Origin of the sequence: Pseudomonas sp. Z1-12, assembly GCF_051132015.1 — a bacterium.
GTDB lineage: Bacteria > Pseudomonadota > Gammaproteobacteria > Pseudomonadales > Pseudomonadaceae > Aquipseudomonas > Aquipseudomonas zanjanensis.
On the sequence record NZ_CP071647.1, the window covers coordinates 807,305 to 823,214 of the forward strand.

Sequence of the window (15,910 nt, forward strand, 5' to 3'; positions counted from 1 at the left end):
GTTTTTGTTCATGGCAGTCCTGGCACTCACCGGTTGCCAGACCGCGCCGCAAAAAGGGCTTAGTCCTGCACAAATTGCCGTGCTCAAGGAGCAAGGTTTCAAATTGACCGACGAGGGTTGGGCTTTTGGTCTATCAGGCAAGGTACTGTTCGGCAGCGACGTGGAAAGCCTTAACCCGGCCAGCACCGAAATCGTCGAACGAATTGGCAAGGCGCTGCTCGGGGCAGGGATCGAGCGGGTGCGGATCGATGGACATACCGACGCATCGGGTTCTCAAGCCTATAACGAACAACTGTCGATACGTCGGGCCAACAGCGTGAGCAAGGTATTGATCGGCGTAGGCATGCGCCAAGAAAACGTTCAATCGCGCGGGCTCGGTAGCAGCAAGCCGGTCGCATCCAACGATACGGTCGAGGGCCGCACCGAAAACCGCCGCGTCGCCATCGTGGTCATCGCCGACTAATCGGCGAATACCATCTCCCGACGCTCACCCATCAGCAATGGCCGGTTCTGTTCAGTCACCTCGCGGATGTAATCCCACAACAGCGTAATTCGCTTGAGCTTGCGCAGGTCCTCCCGACAGTACATCCAGAACTGCCGGGTGACATTGATTTCCTCCGGCAGCACCGGCAACAGCCGAGGATCCTGGGCGGCGAGGAAGCAGGGCAGGATTGCCAGCGAACGGCCTTGCTGCGCTGCCACGAATTGCGCGATCACACTGGTGCTGCGCAGGTGGGCATTGGCGCCGGGCAGGACGTTGGCCAGGTAGAGCAACTCGGAACTGAACGCCAGGTCATCCACGTAGCTGATGAATGAGTGCCTGGCCAGGTCGGCCGGGCGCTGGATCGGTGGGTGATTGTCGAGGTAAGGCTGGGTGGCGTAGAGCTGCAGCCGGTAGTCGCACAATTTGCAGCACACATACGGGCCGTGTTCGGGGCGTTCGAGGGCGATGACGATGTCGGCCTCGCGCTTGGACAGGCTGATGAAGTGTGGCAGCGGCAGGATGTCCACCGAGATGGCTGGGTAGGCGTCGACGAAGTGGCTCAACTGCGGGGTGATGAAGAAGCTGCCGAAGCCTTCGGTGCAGCCCATGCGCACGTGGCCGGACAACGCGACGCCAGAGCCCGAGACCTGCTCGCAGGCCATGTGCAAAGTGCTTTCGATCGATTCGGCATAACCCAGCAGGCGCTGGCCTTCGGCCGTCAGGACAAAGCCGTTGGTCCGGGATTTCTCGAACAGCAGCGTGCCCAACGAGGCTTCCAGCGAGCTGATGCGTCGCGACACCGTGGTGTAGTCGACGGCCAGGCGCTTGGCGGCCGTGCTGGCCTTGCGGGTGCGGGCCACTTCGAGGAAAAACTTGAGGTCGTCCCAATTCAGCGACCCCAGGGAGGTGATGTTTTTTTGCATGATGGACCGGCTTTTATGTGCATTCTTATTAGAAGTTTGCACATCTATACTCCAAAAACCGTCTCATCACCAACCGTGCTCGCGCACCTTGGTCTTTGCTGAACCAGCGCTCTCTCATAAGAACAATCCCGGAGGCCAGCATGAACGTTTCCCTTACGCCCAGCGATACCACCCTGCAAACCGTCAGACTGCTGATCGATGGCGAGTGGGTCGAATCCCAATCCAGCGAATGGCACGACATCGTCAACCCGGCCACCCAGCAGGTGTTGGCGAAGGTTCCGTTCGCCACGGCCGCGGAAGTCGATGCCGCCATTGCCGCTGCCCAGCGTGCGTTCCAGACCTGGAAATTGACGCCCATCGGCGCGCGGATGCGCATCATGCTCAAGCTCCAGGCATTGATCCGCGAGCATTCCAAGCGCATCGCCGCGGTGCTCAGTGCCGAGCAGGGCAAGACCATCGCTGATGCCGAGGGCGATATCTTCCGTGGCCTGGAAGTGGTCGAGCACGCTTGCTCCATCGGTACCCTGCAAATGGGCGAGTTCGCTGAGAACGTCGCCGGTGGCGTGGACACCTACACGCTGCGCCAGCCGATCGGCGTGTGTGCGGGCATTACGCCGTTCAACTTCCCGGCGATGATTCCGCTGTGGATGTTCCCGATGGCCATCGCCTGCGGCAACACGTTCGTGCTCAAGCCGTCAGAACAGGATCCGCTGTCGACCATGCTGCTGGTGGAGCTGGCCATCGAGGCCGGCGTCCCGGCGGGTGTGCTCAACGTGGTGCACGGCGGCAAGGACGTGGTGGATGCGCTCTGCACCCACAAGGACATCAAGGCGGTTTCCTTCGTCGGCTCGACCGCGGTCGGTACCCACGTGTATGACCTGGCGGGTCGCCACGGCAAGCGCGTGCAGTCGATGATGGGCGCCAAGAATCACGCGGTGGTGTTGCCCGATGCCAATCGTGAACAAACCCTCAACGCCTTGGTCGGCGCCGGTTTCGGCGCGGCGGGCCAGCGTTGCATGGCCACCTCCGTGGTGGTGATGGTGGGCGCGGCCAAGCAGTGGTTGCCGGAACTCAAGGCCTTGGCGCAGAAGCTCAAGGTTAACGCCGGCAGCGAGCCGGGCACGGATGTCGGCCCGGTGATTTCCAAACGGGCCAAGGCGCGGATCCTCGAGTTGATCGAGAGTGGCGTGAAGGAAGGGGCGAAGCTGGAGCTCGATGGCCGTGGCATCAGCGTGCCGGGCTTCGAGCAGGGCAACTTTGTCGGCCCGACCCTGTTTTCCGGCGTGACCACCGACATGCGCATCTACACCGAAGAAATCTTCGGGCCGGTGCTGGTGGTGTTGGAAGTCGACACCCTCGACCAGGCGATTGCCCTGGTCAACGCCAACCCATTCGGCAACGGCACGGGCCTGTTCACCCAGAGCGGTGCGGCGGCGCGCAAATTCCAGAGCGAAATCGACGTCGGCCAGGTGGGCATCAACATCCCGATTCCGGTACCGGTGCCGTTCTTCAGCTTCACCGGTTCCCGCGGTTCGAAACTCGGCGATCTCGGTCCGTACGGCAAACAAGTGGTGCAGTTCTACACTCAGACCAAGACCGTGACCGCGCGCTGGTTCGATGACGACAGCGTCAATGACGGTGTGAACACCACCATCAATTTGCGTTAAGGAGCCGGACATGAACATCGCATTTATCGGCCTGGGCAACATGGGCGCCCCCATGGCGCGCAACCTGCTCAAGGCCGGCCATTCGCTGAACCTGTTCGACCTGAACCAGACGGTACTGGCTGAACTGGCGGCGCTGGGCGGTACCATCAGCGCCTCGCCGCGCGACGCGGCCCAGGGCGCGGCACTGGTCATCACCATGCTGCCGGCCGCCGCCCATGTGCGCAGTGTCTGGCTGGGTGAAGACGGTGTGCTGGCCGGCATCGCCGCCGGCACGCCGGCAGTGGATTGCAGCACCATCGATCCGCAAACCGCCCGTGACGTAGCGGCTGCCGCGGCGAAACAAGGCGTGGCGATGGCCGATGCGCCGGTCTCGGGCGGCACCGGCGGCGCGGCGGCGGGCACGTTGACCTTCATGGTCGGCGCCACGGCTGAGTTGTTTGCCACCTTGCAACCGGTGCTGGCGCAAATGGGTCGTAACATTGTGCATTGTGGTGAAGTCGGTACCGGGCAGATCGCCAAGATCTGCAACAACCTGCTGCTGGGAATTTCCATGGTGGGCGTCAGCGAAGCCATGGCCCTGGGCGATGCCTTGGGGATCGACACCCAAGTGCTGGCCGGCATCATCAATAGCTCAACGGGCCGCTGCTGGAGTTCGGACACCTACAACCCGTGGCCGGGCGTGATCGAAACGGCCCCGGCCTCCCGTGGCTATACGGGTGGCTTTGGCGCCGACCTGATGCTCAAGGACCTGGGCCTGGCGACCGAAGCCGCGCGGCAGGCCCATCAGCCGGTGGTGCTGGGGGCTGTGGCGCAACAGTTGTACCAGGCGATGAGCCAGCGCGGCGAGGGCGGCAAGGACTTTTCGGCGATTGTGAACAGCTATCGCAAGCCGCAGTAAACCTGTGATATCGAGAGGCTTTTGTGGCGAGGGAGCTTGCTCCCGCTGGGCTGCGTAGCAGCCCTGTTTGTTGGCGGTTGCTGCGCAACCGAGCGGGAGCAAGCTCCCTCGCCACAGGGCAGTGCTGAAGCGGTGAAGCTTTCACGGTTGTTTTCCGAGAGACCACGTCGGGTGGTCTCTCGGTTTTTTGTTTCAGGCGAAGACGAAATATTTACGCACGGTCTCGACCACTTCCCAGGTGCCTTTCATGCCGGGTTCGATGACGAAAATATCACCGGCGCGCAGATGGATTGGCTCCAGGCCCTCTGGGGTGATGATGCAGTAGCCTTCCTGGAAATGGCAGTACTCCCACTTCACGTATTCCACATACCATTTGCCCGGTGTGCAGATCCAGGTGCCCATGATCTTGCTGCCGTCTTCGCTGGTGTAGGCGTTGAGGTTGACGGTGTGCGGGTCGCCTTCGAGTTTTTCCCATTTGCAGGCATCGAGTACGGGCAGCGGATGGGTGTCGCGCAGGACGGTGATGGGGGCGGTCATGTGAGCTCCGAAAGGGGCGGAAGAGAACAGGCACCCTAACGCGCGGCATGGGTGGGTAGATGTCTGTAGTCGACACCGGGCTATCCAGAAACGCGCATCAATCGGCCAGATGCCGAGCCAGGGCCTTGGCGTAGGTGGGCAAACCTTCGAAGTTGCGGGCGCACAGCAGCAGCGCTCGGTGGGTCCAGGCCTCTTGCAGTGGGACGCATTGATACGACAGCTCGGTCGGTCGCCGATCGACGGCCGCCTTCGGCACGATGGCAATGCCTGCGCCATGGGTCACCATGCGAATCATCCCGTCGAAACCCTCGGCGCGAATGCGGATTTGCATGCGCGAGCCGATGTGCAGGGCCTGTTCTTCCAGGTGAATCGCCAGGGCGCTGGCGGCGTTCAGGCCGACGTAGTCGTGGCTGAGGGTTTCGCTGAAACGCACGGTTCGACCGTCAGCCAGGGGATGTCCGTTCGGTAGGATCAATACCAGCGGATCGTCGCGAAACGGCCAGGCCTGAAGGCCATCGGTGTCCACCGCGTCGGAAACGATCCCCAGGTCCGCCGCGCCCTCGCGCAGCGCATGGGTGATCCGTGAGCTGGGCAACTCCTGCAAGTCGATGTCGAGGTTGGGATGGGTCTTGAGAAAGCCGGCCAGCAGTTCGGGCAGGTATTCGGTCATGGCGCTGGTGTTGCACAGCAGCCGCACCCGGCCTTTGACGCCCTTGGCGTATTCGGCCAAGTCCTGTTGCAGGCGTTCGGCCTGTTGCAGCAGGAGCCGGGCGTGTTCGGCCAACGCCTTGCCAGCCGGCGTGGGCGATACGCCACGTCGTCCGCGTTCAAGCAGGTCGATGCCCAGGGACGCTTCCACGGTACGCACTCGCGCACTGGCCGCAGCCAGGGACAAATGGCTGCGGGCCGCACCGGCGGTGATGTTGCCGGTGTCGAGGATGTTCAGGTAGAGGCGCAGGTCGGTGAGGTCGAAGTGCATGGGCTGGTGATCCTGTCTCAAGTGTTGCGGTGCCTGGTTTATCCTCATCGCGAGCAAGCTCGCTCCCACAGTTTGAAATGCAATCCCCTGTGGGAGCGAGCTTGCTCGCGATGGCGCCAGTAGCATCCACAAAATTTCCAGCCTCTTGCTGAAAGAGAGGCACCCTCAGTATATGGCAGATTTTCAAGCCAAGCCCCGGGGCGCACGATAGCCCCATGAACACACTCATCGCTTTCTATCAAAACCTCGGCCTGGCCCTTTCCTTACTGGTCATCGGCACCTTCCTGCTGGCCGGCACCATCAAGGGCGTGATCGGCCTCGGCCTGCCGACCATCTCCATGGGCTTGCTCGGTCTGGCTATGGCGCCGGCGCAGGCTGCGGCGCTGCTGATCATTCCGGCGACCCTGACCAATCTTTGGCAACTGGCGTTCGGCGGCCATCTGCAAACCTTGATCCGGCGCTTGTGGCCGCTGTTACTCGCGATTTTTATTGGTACCGGGCTCGGTACGCTGTGGATCGGCATGACAGACGGGGCCTGGGTGGTGCGGGCCTTGGGCGGGGCGTTGTTGCTGTATGCGCTGAGTGGCCTGTTGCTGCCGACGCTGCGGGTCGGTCCCGATGCCGAGCCGTGGATCGCTCCGATCTGCGGGTTGCTGACCGGCCTCGTCACTTCCGCTACCGGTGTGTTCGTCATTCCGGCAGTGCCTTATCTGCAAGCGCTGGGCTTGAGCAAGGATGGACTGGTGCAGGCCCTGGGCCTGTCATTCACCGTTTCGACCCTGACCCTGGCCGCCGGCCTGTTGTGGCGCGGCGAGCTGGGCGGGGGCGAATTGAGTGCTTCGTTGTTGGCGCTGGTCCCGGCGCTGCTGGGGATGTGGCTGGGGCAATGGTTGCGCCAGCGGATCAGCGCCGTGTTGTTCAAGCGGGTATTTTTCATCGGTCTCGGTGCGCTCGGCGGCCATCTGCTGGTCAGCGGCTAGCCGAGGACGGGCTGAGCATGTCGACGCGACGGATGTCGAAGTCGCGCTCCAGATAATCCATGCGTTGCTCGGAAAACTGCTTCATGTGCGGCAGATTCGAATGCACTTCCAGGTGTGCCTGGGATGCCCAGATCTCATAGAAGATAAACAGCGTTGGATCCTGTTGGTCCCGCAGCATGTGATATTCGATGCAGCCAGGCTCGGCACGGCTTGGTTCGACGTAGGCGCGGAACAGCGCCTCGAAGGCCTCGGCTTTTTCCGGGCGGGTCTTGGCGTGCAGGATGAAACCGTGCAGTTCGCTCATGGAGAGGGCTCCTGAATTAAAAGAGGTGCCGAAGCTTACGGCAACAATCAGCCGTCCATTCTTGCGTATAGGTCAAATCACTTTTGCCGTTGCGGTGCTTATTCCGCGCGAAGCTCGTCGGTACTCTGCCGCCATCAATTTCAATCTTTCCATGCGGCGGCCAGCCAACGGCCCACGCCGTGGAACCTGATGAGGCTCACCATGAAAAAAGTCCTGTTGCTCAACGGCGGCAAACAATTCGCCCATTCCGACGGTCGCTACAACGCCACCCTCCACGAGACGGCGCTCAGCGTGCTGGACCGTGGCGGGTTTGATGTGAAAACCACTTTCATCGATGGCGGCTACGACCTCCAGGAGGAAGTCGCCAAGTTCCTCTGGGCCGACGTGATCATTTACCAGATGCCAGGTTGGTGGATGGGCGCGCCGTGGACCGTGAAAAAGTACATCGATGAAGTCTTCACCGAAGGCCACGGCAGCCTCTACGCCAGTGATGGTCGGACCCGTTCCGATGCCTCGCAGAAATACGGCAGCGGCGGCCTGATCCAAGGCAAGCAGTACATGTTGTCGCTGACCTGGAACGCCCCGCAGCAAGCCTTCGACGACCCGAGCGATTTCTTCGAAGCCAAGGGTGTGGACGCGGTGTACTTCCCGTTCCACAAGGCCAATCAGTTCCTTGGCATGACCGGCCTGCCGACCTTCCTGTGCGTGGATGTGATGAAGCGCCCGAACATCGAAGAAGATGTGGCGCGGTATGAGCGGCATTTGCGTGAGGTGTTCGGCCTTTCGCGGTAATCCAGATACTATCGGGACTTACCCGAACGTAATCCTGCACCCAAGGCGAGCGGGCTTTTGTGGCGAGGGAGCTTGCTCCCGCTGGGCTGCGCAGCAGCCCCCCCCAAAAAAGCGGCCGCTGCGCGCTGGAGCGCCAGCCCGGCCGAGCGGGAGCAAGCTCCCTCGCCACAAAAGCATCCTTCACACTGGATGTGCATTCCACGAGAGGATGTCTGTGAAAGCCAGATCCGACGAGTTGCAGATTTTCGTCTGCGTGATCGAATGCGGATCCATCTCCGCCGCCGCCGAGCAAGTCGGGCAGACGCCGTCGGCGGTCAGCCGCACGTTGTCGCGGCTGGAGGCCAAGCTCGATACCACGCTGATCAACCGCACCACGCGACGCATGGACCTCACCGAAGAGGGCAAGTATTTCTTCGAACAGGCCAAAGGCATCCTCGACCAGATGGATGAGCTGGAAGAGCGCCTGTCGTCTCGCCAGAAAAATCCTTCGGGACGCTTGCGGATCAACGCGGCCTCTCCGTTCATGCTGCATGCCATCGTGCCGCACATCGAAGAATTCCGCCGCCTTTACCCAGACATCCAACTCGAACTCAACAGCAACGACCTGATCATCGACCTGTTGGAGCAAAGCACTGACATCGCCATCCGCATCGGCATCCTTATCGACTCGACGCTCCACGCCCGCTCCCTGGGTTGCAGCCCGTTGCACATCCTCGCCAGCCCGGCCTATTTGAAGCAGCACGGCACTCCCACAAGCGTTGCCGAACTGTCGGAGCATGCGTTGCTGGGGTTTGCCCAGAACGATGGCCTCAATCAGTGGCCGCTGCGTCATGTGCACGGTGATCGCTGGGCGATCCAGCCAGCCATCAGCGCGTCCAGCGGCGAGACCGTGCGTCACTTGGCGCTGCAAGGGCAGGGCATTGCCTGCCTGTCAGACTTCATGACCCGCGACGACATTCAGGCCGGCCGGCTGAAGGTGCTGCTGGCCGATGCCAACAGCGGCTACCGCCAGCCGATCAACGCGGTGTACTACCGCAATTCGCAACTGGCCCTGCGGATCCAGTGTTTCCTGGACTTCATCCAGGGCAAGCTCGCCGACTACGCCTCGCGGGAATTCAAGGGTTGATTCGAAACTTCAAGGCAAGAGTGATTTGGGCAACGAGTATGCGCGGCAACAATGCCCGTGAGCTGCTGGGGTGGGCACCGAAGCGGACGTCGGTGGTGGAATGGATTCTTGAAGAAATGGTGCGATCCGTCAGTAAAACATAGGACCTGTGGGAGCGAGCTTGCTCGCGAAAGCGGAGGCCCAAGCAACATTTGCTTTGACTGGCAGACCGCATTCGCGAGCAGGCTCGCTCCCACAGTTGATCGCCAGAGATCACTCTATCTTCATCAGTCCTATAACCCCCTGTGGGAGCGAGCTTGCTCGCGATGGCGCCAGGTCAGTCAGTAATGAAGTCGGCTGATCCACCGCTATCGCGAGCAAGCTCGCTCCCACAGGTTTTTGTTGGGTGTTGCTTCAGTCGTGTTGCACGCCCGCGCGCTTGAGCATTTGTTTGCAGCGCTCGGACAGGTGATACACGCGCAGGTGCTTGCCCGCTTTGCTGTAGCGCTCACGCAAGGTCTTGAGCGCGGCGACGGCCGAGTAGTCGACGAAGCGCAAGTGGCGGCAATCGAGGGTCACCAGGGCCGGGTCATTGGCCGGGTCGAACTGGTTGAGAAACGGCGTCGACGAGGCGAAAAACAGCGTGCCGTGCAGGCGATACAGCTTGCTGCCGTCGGCTTCCTCATGGGTGTCGGCATACAGCTCCCGGGCCTGTTGCCAGGCGAAGTTGAGCGCCGCGATGATGATCCCGCAGAGCACGGCCACGGCCAGGTCGGTGAACACCGTGATGACCGTCACTGCGATGATGACCAGCACATCGTTGGCTGGCACTTTGTTGACCACTCGCAACGAGGCCCAGGCGAACGTCTGCTGCGCCACCACGAACATTACGCCCACCAGCGCCGCCAGCGGAATGCGCTCGATCAACGGCGACAGGAACAACACGAACAGCAACACCATCACCCCGGCCACCACGCCCGATAACCGTCCGCGTCCGCCGGAGCTGAGGTTGATCATCGTCTGGCCGATCATCGCGCAACCGCCCATGCCGCCCAGCAATCCAGAGGCCATGTTGGCCGCGCCCAATGCCACGCACTCACGGTCCGGATACCCACGGCTCTCGGTGATTTCATCGGTCAGGTTCAGGGTCAGCAGGGTTTCCAGCAAGCCGACCATCGCCATGATCACCGCATAGGGCGCGACGATTTGCAGGGTTTCCAGGTTCCAGGGAATGTCCGGCAGGGCAAACGTCGGCAAGCCGCCGGCAATGTGGGCCATGTCACCCAGGGTCCGGGTCGGTAGACCGAGCAGATAAACCGCCAGGCCAACGCCGAGGATCGCCACCAAGGCCGGCGGTACGCTGCGGGTCAGGCGCGGCAACAGGTAGACGATGGCCATGGTCAGCGCCACCAGCCCTGCCATCAGATAGAGCGGGGTGCCGCTCAGCCAGACGCCGTCCTTCTTGAAATGCTCCAGTTGCGCCAGCGCAATCACGATGGCCAAGCCATTGACGAAACCAAGCATCACCGGGTGCGGCACCATGCGCACCAGCTTGCCCAGCCGCAACAGCCCGAACGCCATCATGATCAACCCGCCCAGCAGCACGGTCGCCAACAGGTACTGCACCCCGTGCTGCACCACCAGCGCGACGATCACCACGGCCATCGACCCCGCCGCGCCTGAGACCATCCCGGGGCGACCGCCGAACAACGCGGTCAGCGTACAGAGGATGAACGCACCGTACAGCCCCATCAGCGGGTTGAGATGGGCCACCAGGGCGAAGGCGATGCACTCCGGGAGCAAGGCGAAAGAGGTGGTGAGGCCGGCGAGGGCGTCGGCGCGAAGACGTGTGGGTTTCATGATTTACCTGACTGGGCGCCGGTGGACCGTCGGCTGCCGGGGAGTGGTGCAAAAAACAGGTGCGGATGGTACGGAATTGAGTGCGGGGCGGCCAGCCGTTGGTCGATTGTGCTGGTGAATTTGGGGCCGCTTCGCAGCCCAGCGGGAGCAAGCTCCCTCGCCACAAAAGCGATGAAAATCTTGCGCTGAATTTTCATCAACGCCGTGTCGCGTTGTCCGTCAGCGACAAGTTTTACCTCTGCGCGAAAATTACTTTCAGGAGGTTTGAAGATTCGTCGTCGAAATGATTTATGAGTTTCACAACACATCGACGCGACCCCATTCGAGGAGTAACGCATGGCACCTGCTTTTGGTTATTGGCTATTGGTCTACGCGGCCATCGCTATCATCGCGCTGATCGTCCTGATCGCGCGCTACCGGCTCAATCCGTTCATCGTGATTACCCTGGTCTCCATTGGCCTGGCGTTGCTGGCCGGGATGCCGCCGTCGGGTGTGGTGGGGGCGTACGAGGCGGGTGTCGGCAAGACGCTGGGGCACATTGCGCTGGTGGTGGCCCTGGGCACGATGCTCGGCAAGATGATGGCCGAGTCCGGCGGGGCCGAGCGCATGGCGCAGACGCTGATCGAACGTTTCGGCGAGCGCAACGCCCACTGGGCGATGGTGTGCATTGCCTTCCTCGTGGGGTTGCCGTTGTTCTTCGAGGTCGGCTTTGTGCTGCTGGTGCCCATCGCGTTCACTATCGCCCGGCGTGTGGGCGTGTCGATCCTGATGGTGGGGCTGCCGATGGTCGCCGGGCTTTCGGTGGTCCATGCGCTGGTGCCGCCGCATCCGGCGGCGATGCTGGCGGTGCAGGTGTTCCAGGCCTCGGTGGGGCAGACTTTGCTGTACGCCATCCTGATCGGCATTCCCACTGCGATCATCGCCGGCCCGCTGTACGCCAAGTTCATCGTGCCGCGCATCCAGCTACCGGCCGAGAACCCGCTGGAGCGACAATTTCTCGACCGTGAACCGCGGGCCAACCTGCCGGGTTTCGGCGTGACCCTGGGGACCATCCTGCTGCCGGTGATTCTGATGCTGATCGGCGGCTGGGCCAACCTTATCTCCACGCCGGGCAGCGGTTTCAACCAGTTCCTGCTGTTCATCGGCAACTCGGTGATCGCCTTGCTGCTGGCGACCATCCTCAGTTTCTGGACCCTCGGCCTGGCCCAGGGATTCAACCGCGAATCGATCCTCAAATTCACCAACGAATGCCTGGCGCCGACCGCCAGCATCACTTTGCTGGTGGGCGCCGGTGGTGGTTTGAACCGGATCCTGGTGGACGCCGGGGTCACGCAGCAGATCGTCGGCCTGGCCGAGGAATTCCAGTTGTCACCGCTGGTCATGGGCTGGCTGTTCGCCGCGCTGATGCGGGTTGCCACGGGTTCGGCCACGGTGGCGATGACCACGGCCTCGGGCATCGTCGCGCCGGTGGCGATTGGCCTGGGTTATCCCCATCCCGAGCTGCTGGTGCTGGCGACCGGCGCCGGGTCGGTTATCTTTTCCCACGTAAATGACGGCGGCTTCTGGCTGATCAAGGAATACTTCAATATGACCGTCACGCAGACCTTCAAGACCTGGACGGTGCTTGAAACACTGATATCCCTGGTCGCGTTCGCCCTGACCCTTGGGCTTGCGCGCGTGCTTTGACCGCCACTGCAAGGAGCCGTCATGGACATCCTCTACCAGATCCGTGCCCGTCAGGATTCCTTCAGCGCCGGCGAAGGAAGAATCGCCCGGCTGATGCTCGAAGACGTAGGCTTCGCAGCCTCCGCCAGCCTCGATGAACTGGCCCAACGGGCGGAAGTCAGCAGCGCCACCCTGTCGCGCTTCGCCCGCACCGTCGGTTGCCGAGACCTGCGAGACCTACGCCTGCAACTGGCCCAGGCCAGCGGCGTCGGCAGCCGTTTCCTCGACCCGGCCGGTGCGCCGGAGCAGTCGGCGTTTTATGGACAGATCGTCGGCGATATCGAAGCGACTCTGCGCCAACATTTGTCAGGATTCGAAGAGTCGCGGTTTGGCGATGCCGTGAGGATGATCGGCAAGGCACGGATGATCCATGCGTTCGGCCTGGGTGGCTGGTCGGCGCTGTGCGGCGAGGAATTGCAGGTGCGGCTGGTGCGTTTCGGCTACCCGATTGCCGCCTGCCGCGACCCGGTGATGATGCGCATCACCGCTACCTCGCTGAGCGACCAGCATCTGGTCATCGCCTGCTCACTGACCGGTATCACGCCGGAGCTGTTGAGTGCGGTTGAACTGGCCCGCAGCTACGGCGCGGCGATCCTAGCCATCACTCGCGCCGACTCGCCACTGGCCCAAGTGGCCGATTGCGTGCTGCCCCTGCAAAGCGCCGAGACTTCCTTTATCTACAAACCCACGGCGGCGCGCTACGGCATGCTGCTGGCCATCGACGTGCTCGCCACCGAGTTGGCGCTGGCCCACCCCGAAGACAATCAAGAGCGCCTGCGGCGAGTCAAACTCGCCCTGGACGATTACCGCGGCGGCGACGATCACTTGCCGCTGGGAGACTGACATGCTGTACGACACGCTTATCCGCAATGCACTGGTCATTGACGGCAGCAACACGCCCGGTTACCACGCCGACGTAGCGATCCACGGCGGTCGCATCGAACGCATCGGCGAACTGCGCGATGCCCGGGCCGAGGACGACATCGACGCCGCCGGCCGCGTGCTGGCGCCAGGCTTCATCGATGTGCACACCCACGACGACACGGTGGTCATTCGCCAACCGCAGATGCTGCCCAAGCTCAGCCAGGGCGTGACCACCGTGATCGTCGGCAACTGCGGCATCAGCGCCGCGCCGGTGAGCCTGCGGGGCGATCCGCCAGATCCAATGAACCTGCTCGGCACGGCCCAGGCGTTCGCCTACCCACGCTTTGCCGATTATCGCGCAGCGGTGGAAGCGGCGACGCCAGCGGTCAACGTGGCTGCGTTGGTCGGGCACACGGCGTTGCGCAGTAACCATATGGACGATTTGTTGCGCACGGCCTCGGTAGGAGAAATCACCGCCATGCGTCGGCAATTGCGCGAAAGTCTGGAGGCCGGTGCCTTGGGGCTGTCCACCGGCCTCGCCTACGCCAACGCCTTTGCAGCGTCCACTGACGAGGTCATGCAACTGACCGAAGAATTGAGCGCATTCGGCGCCGTCTACACCACCCACCTGCGCAGCGAATTCGAACCGGTGCTCAAGGCCATGGACGAGGCGTTCCAGATCGGCCGTCATGCGCAGAGTCCGGTGATCATTTCCCACCTCAAATGCGCCGGCGCCGGTAATTGGGGACGAAGCCCGCAGGTGCTTGCGGCATTGGAAAACGCGGCGAAAACCCATCCGGTCGGTTGCGACTGCTACCCCTACGCGGCCAGCTCCTCGACCTTGGACCTCAAGCAAGTGACCGATGCCCATCGCATCACCATTACCTGGTCGACACCGCATCCGTCGATGGGCGGACGCGACCTTATCGACATCGCCCGCGATTGGGAGGTATCGCTGTTGGAGGCGGCGCGGCGCCTACAGCCGGCAGGCGCGGTGTACTACGGCATGGATGAAGGCGACGTACGACGGATCCTCGCCCATCCGTTGTCCATGGTCGGCTCTGACGGTTTGCCCGAAGACCCGTTTCCTCATCCACGCTTGTGGGGCGCTTTCCCACGGGTGCTGGGACATTTCAGTCGTGACGTCGGGCTTTTTCCGTTACACACCGCCGTGCATAAGATGACTGGCCTTTCCGCAGCGCGTTTCGGCCTCAAGCAACGAGGAGAAATCCGTGAAGGCCATTGGGCGGACCTGGTGTTGTTCAATCCCCACACCATTCGTGACGTTGCCGATTTCAATGAGCCCCAGCGGGCAGCCGAAGGCATTGATGGTGTGTGGGTCAACGGTGCCCTGAGCTATCGCGACGGCCAGGCGAATGGACGCCGGGAGGGGCGCTTCCTGGCGCGCGAAGGCGATCTGCGTCGAGGCTTTGGTCCATCGAATGGCGTGTAAGCGGCTGATAGTGTGTTAATTGGCGTCACAATAATGGCATTGCGACACTAAAGAAGCCGGGTTTAAAGCCGAAGCATTAGAGTCAACCCATCTACACTGGGTCTTTTCAGCCAGGGAGCACCCCATGAGCTTCGGTAAAACCACCCCGATCCTGCGGATCTTCGATGAAGCCAAGGCGTTGGCGTTCTATGTCGACTTCCTGGGCTTTACCGTTGACTGGCAACACCGCTTCGGTGACAACTTTCCCCTCTACCTGCAAGTCTCCCGCGGGGACTGCGTGCTGCACCTGTCCGAGCACCATGGCGATTGCACGCCGGGCTCGGCGCTGCGGATCGAGACCGATGAGCTGGAAGCCTTCCAGCAGCAATTGCTCGCCAAACAATACCGCTACGCCCACCCACAGATCCAGGCCATGCCTTGGGGCAGCCAGGACATGGCGATCAGTGATCCGTTCGGGAATCGGTTGGTGTTTACCAATGCGATTAACGTGTGAGCCGTTTAGCAACTCTCTGGATCCTGCTGACCCAAGGTGTGTTAGCCTCAATCAATGATTTCATTGATTGCAGGGGGCATCATGGCCAGCATCACGATTCGAAACCTTGACGACCAGATCAAAGAACAACTGCGAATAGCTGCTGCCCATAATGGGCATTCGATGGAAGAAGAAGCCCGGTTGATCTTGGGAAAGGCGTTGGCCTCTGTTAGCCAGGCAGGAGGTCTTGGCAGCCGGATCCGCAGCAGGTTTAGTGCAAGCGGCGGGGTTGAACTCGATCTGCCTTCGCGACAGGAGAAGGCAAAGGCGGTGGATCTTTCCGAATGATCGTGCTCGATACCAATGTCCTGTCAGAGTTCATGCGGTCTGAACCCGACACTAGAGTGTTGGCTTGGGTCGACGTGCTGCCAGCGATGGAGCTTGCGATCACTGCGGTGACCGTGGCGGAAATTCTCCATGGCATTGCCCGGCTCCCATCCGGCAAGCGCAAACAGAAACTTGAAGCCCATGCGATGGCTATGTTCGAAGAAGACTTCGTTGGGCGAATATTTCCGTTTGACGCCCATGCCGCCGTTGAGTACGCGGCGCTGGTGGCGAACTGCGAAGCAAGGGGGCGAGGCGTGTCGATGGCCGATGCGCAGATCGCCGCTATTTGCCGAGCTCATGGCGCTTCGATTGCGACTCGAAATGTTCGGGATTTTGGGTTTTCCGGGGTTGAGGTGATCAATCCCTGGCAGGCTAATTAGGTTTGATCTGATCGTTCACGCAGGCCATGCCCCGGGGTAGCCAGGACATGGCGGTGGTCGATCCGTTTGGCAATCGGTTGGTCGTTACCCGCGCTGAACT

Annotated in this window: 18 protein-coding genes; 12 read left to right on the forward strand and 6 right to left on the reverse strand. The window is 61.8% G+C overall.

The window, feature by feature from the left end:
• Positions 1–10: 10 nt before the first annotated feature.
• Positions 11–463: an OmpA family protein gene (locus J3P85_RS03445; protein ID WP_434706319.1), complete on the forward strand. Its 453-nt coding sequence runs from the start codon at positions 11–13 to the stop codon at positions 461–463.
• Here the strand turns inward: J3P85_RS03445 and J3P85_RS03450 are convergent.
• A complete protein-coding gene (locus J3P85_RS03450) occupies positions 460–1,407 on the reverse strand; it encodes a LysR family transcriptional regulator (protein WP_250963951.1) in 948 nt (315 codons plus the stop codon). The genes J3P85_RS03445 and J3P85_RS03450 overlap by 4 nt on opposite strands.
• A gap of 140 nt (positions 1,408–1,547) precedes the next feature.
• Between J3P85_RS03450 and J3P85_RS03455 the strand changes: the two genes are divergently transcribed.
• Both J3P85_RS03455 and mmsB read left to right on the forward strand, forming a co-directional pair.
• Entirely contained in the window at positions 1,548–3,074 is a 1,527-nt protein-coding gene (locus J3P85_RS03455) for a CoA-acylating methylmalonate-semialdehyde dehydrogenase (protein ID WP_186705932.1), read from the forward strand.
• A gap of 10 nt (positions 3,075–3,084) precedes the next feature.
• The gene (gene mmsB / locus J3P85_RS03460; protein WP_046063065.1) at positions 3,085–3,972 is read left to right on the forward strand and encodes a 3-hydroxyisobutyrate dehydrogenase; all 888 of its coding nucleotides are present in this window, start codon (positions 3,085–3,087) and stop codon (positions 3,970–3,972) included.
• A gap of 192 nt (positions 3,973–4,164) precedes the next feature.
• On the opposite strand, the gene J3P85_RS03465 is transcribed toward mmsB, so the two are convergent.
• Positions 4,165–4,509: a cupin domain-containing protein gene (locus J3P85_RS03465; RefSeq protein WP_060739285.1), complete on the reverse strand. Its 345-nt coding sequence runs from the start codon at positions 4,507–4,509 to the stop codon at positions 4,165–4,167.
• 97 nt (positions 4,510–4,606) lie between these two features.
• Positions 4,607–5,488 carry a LysR substrate-binding domain-containing protein gene (locus J3P85_RS03470; protein ID WP_434704923.1) on the reverse strand — a complete coding sequence of 294 codons (882 nt, stop codon included), beginning with the start codon at positions 5,486–5,488 and terminating at the stop codon, positions 4,607–4,609.
• A 215-nt stretch (positions 5,489–5,703) separates the two neighbouring features.
• Between J3P85_RS03470 and J3P85_RS03475 the strand changes: the two genes are divergently transcribed.
• Entirely contained in the window at positions 5,704–6,468 is a 765-nt protein-coding gene (locus tag J3P85_RS03475; protein ID WP_434704924.1) for a sulfite exporter TauE/SafE family protein, read from the forward strand.
• Here J3P85_RS03475 and J3P85_RS03480 read toward each other — a convergent pair.
• A complete protein-coding gene (locus tag J3P85_RS03480) occupies positions 6,458–6,772 on the reverse strand; it encodes a putative quinol monooxygenase (protein ID WP_207963412.1) in 315 nt (104 codons plus the stop codon). The two genes, J3P85_RS03475 and J3P85_RS03480, sit on opposite strands and share 11 nt — an antisense overlap.
• Before the next feature lie 201 nt (positions 6,773–6,973).
• On the opposite strand from J3P85_RS03480, the gene J3P85_RS03485 reads away from it, so the two are divergent.
• Together J3P85_RS03485 and J3P85_RS03490 are read left to right on the forward strand one after the other, a co-directional pair.
• On the forward strand, positions 6,974–7,564 hold the full coding sequence (locus J3P85_RS03485) for an NAD(P)H-dependent oxidoreductase (RefSeq protein WP_250963946.1): 591 nt from the start codon (positions 6,974–6,976) through the stop codon (positions 7,562–7,564).
• Positions 7,565–7,778: 214 nt separating this feature from the next.
• Positions 7,779–8,690: a LysR substrate-binding domain-containing protein gene (locus tag J3P85_RS03490; RefSeq protein ID WP_434704925.1), complete on the forward strand. Its 912-nt coding sequence runs from the start codon at positions 7,779–7,781 to the stop codon at positions 8,688–8,690.
• 393 nt (positions 8,691–9,083) lie between these two features.
• Here J3P85_RS03490 and J3P85_RS03495 read toward each other — a convergent pair whose 3' ends face one another.
• Both J3P85_RS03495 and J3P85_RS03500 read right to left on the reverse strand, forming a co-directional pair.
• Positions 9,084–10,529: a SulP family inorganic anion transporter gene (locus J3P85_RS03495; protein ID WP_434704926.1), complete on the reverse strand. Its 1,446-nt coding sequence runs from the start codon at positions 10,527–10,529 to the stop codon at positions 9,084–9,086.
• Positions 10,526–10,867 carry a hypothetical protein gene (locus tag J3P85_RS03500; RefSeq protein ID WP_434704927.1) on the reverse strand — a complete coding sequence of 114 codons (342 nt, stop codon included), beginning with the start codon at positions 10,865–10,867 and terminating at the stop codon, positions 10,526–10,528. The genes J3P85_RS03495 and J3P85_RS03500 overlap by 4 nt, the downstream gene beginning before the upstream one ends.
• Here J3P85_RS03500 and J3P85_RS03505 point away from each other — a divergent pair.
• From J3P85_RS03505 to J3P85_RS03530, 6 genes are all read left to right on the forward strand, one after another.
• Positions 10,866–12,215, forward strand: coding sequence for a gluconate:H+ symporter (locus tag J3P85_RS03505; RefSeq protein ID WP_434704928.1), 1,350 nt, complete (start codon positions 10,866–10,868; stop codon positions 12,213–12,215). The genes J3P85_RS03500 and J3P85_RS03505 overlap by 2 nt on opposite strands.
• 21 nt (positions 12,216–12,236) lie before the next feature.
• Positions 12,237–13,097, forward strand: a complete 861-nt coding sequence (locus J3P85_RS03510) for a MurR/RpiR family transcriptional regulator (protein WP_434704929.1) — start codon at positions 12,237–12,239, stop codon at positions 13,095–13,097.
• A gap of 1 nt (position 13,098) precedes the next feature.
• Positions 13,099–14,571 carry an N-acyl-D-amino-acid deacylase family protein gene (locus J3P85_RS03515; RefSeq protein ID WP_434704930.1) on the forward strand — a complete coding sequence of 491 codons (1,473 nt, stop codon included), beginning with the start codon at positions 13,099–13,101 and terminating at the stop codon, positions 14,569–14,571.
• Positions 14,572–14,695: 124 nt separating this feature from the next.
• Positions 14,696–15,064 carry a glyoxalase superfamily protein gene (locus tag J3P85_RS03520; RefSeq protein WP_186730460.1) on the forward strand — a complete coding sequence of 123 codons (369 nt, stop codon included), beginning with the start codon at positions 14,696–14,698 and terminating at the stop codon, positions 15,062–15,064.
• Between the two features lie 81 nt (positions 15,065–15,145).
• Positions 15,146–15,391, forward strand: coding sequence for a FitA-like ribbon-helix-helix domain-containing protein (locus J3P85_RS03525; RefSeq protein WP_018613040.1), 246 nt, complete (start codon positions 15,146–15,148; stop codon positions 15,389–15,391).
• Positions 15,388–15,810 carry a type II toxin-antitoxin system VapC family toxin gene (locus tag J3P85_RS03530; protein ID WP_434704931.1) on the forward strand — a complete coding sequence of 141 codons (423 nt, stop codon included), beginning with the start codon at positions 15,388–15,390 and terminating at the stop codon, positions 15,808–15,810. The genes J3P85_RS03525 and J3P85_RS03530 overlap by 4 nt, the downstream gene beginning before the upstream one ends.
• Positions 15,811–15,910 lie beyond the last annotated feature (100 nt).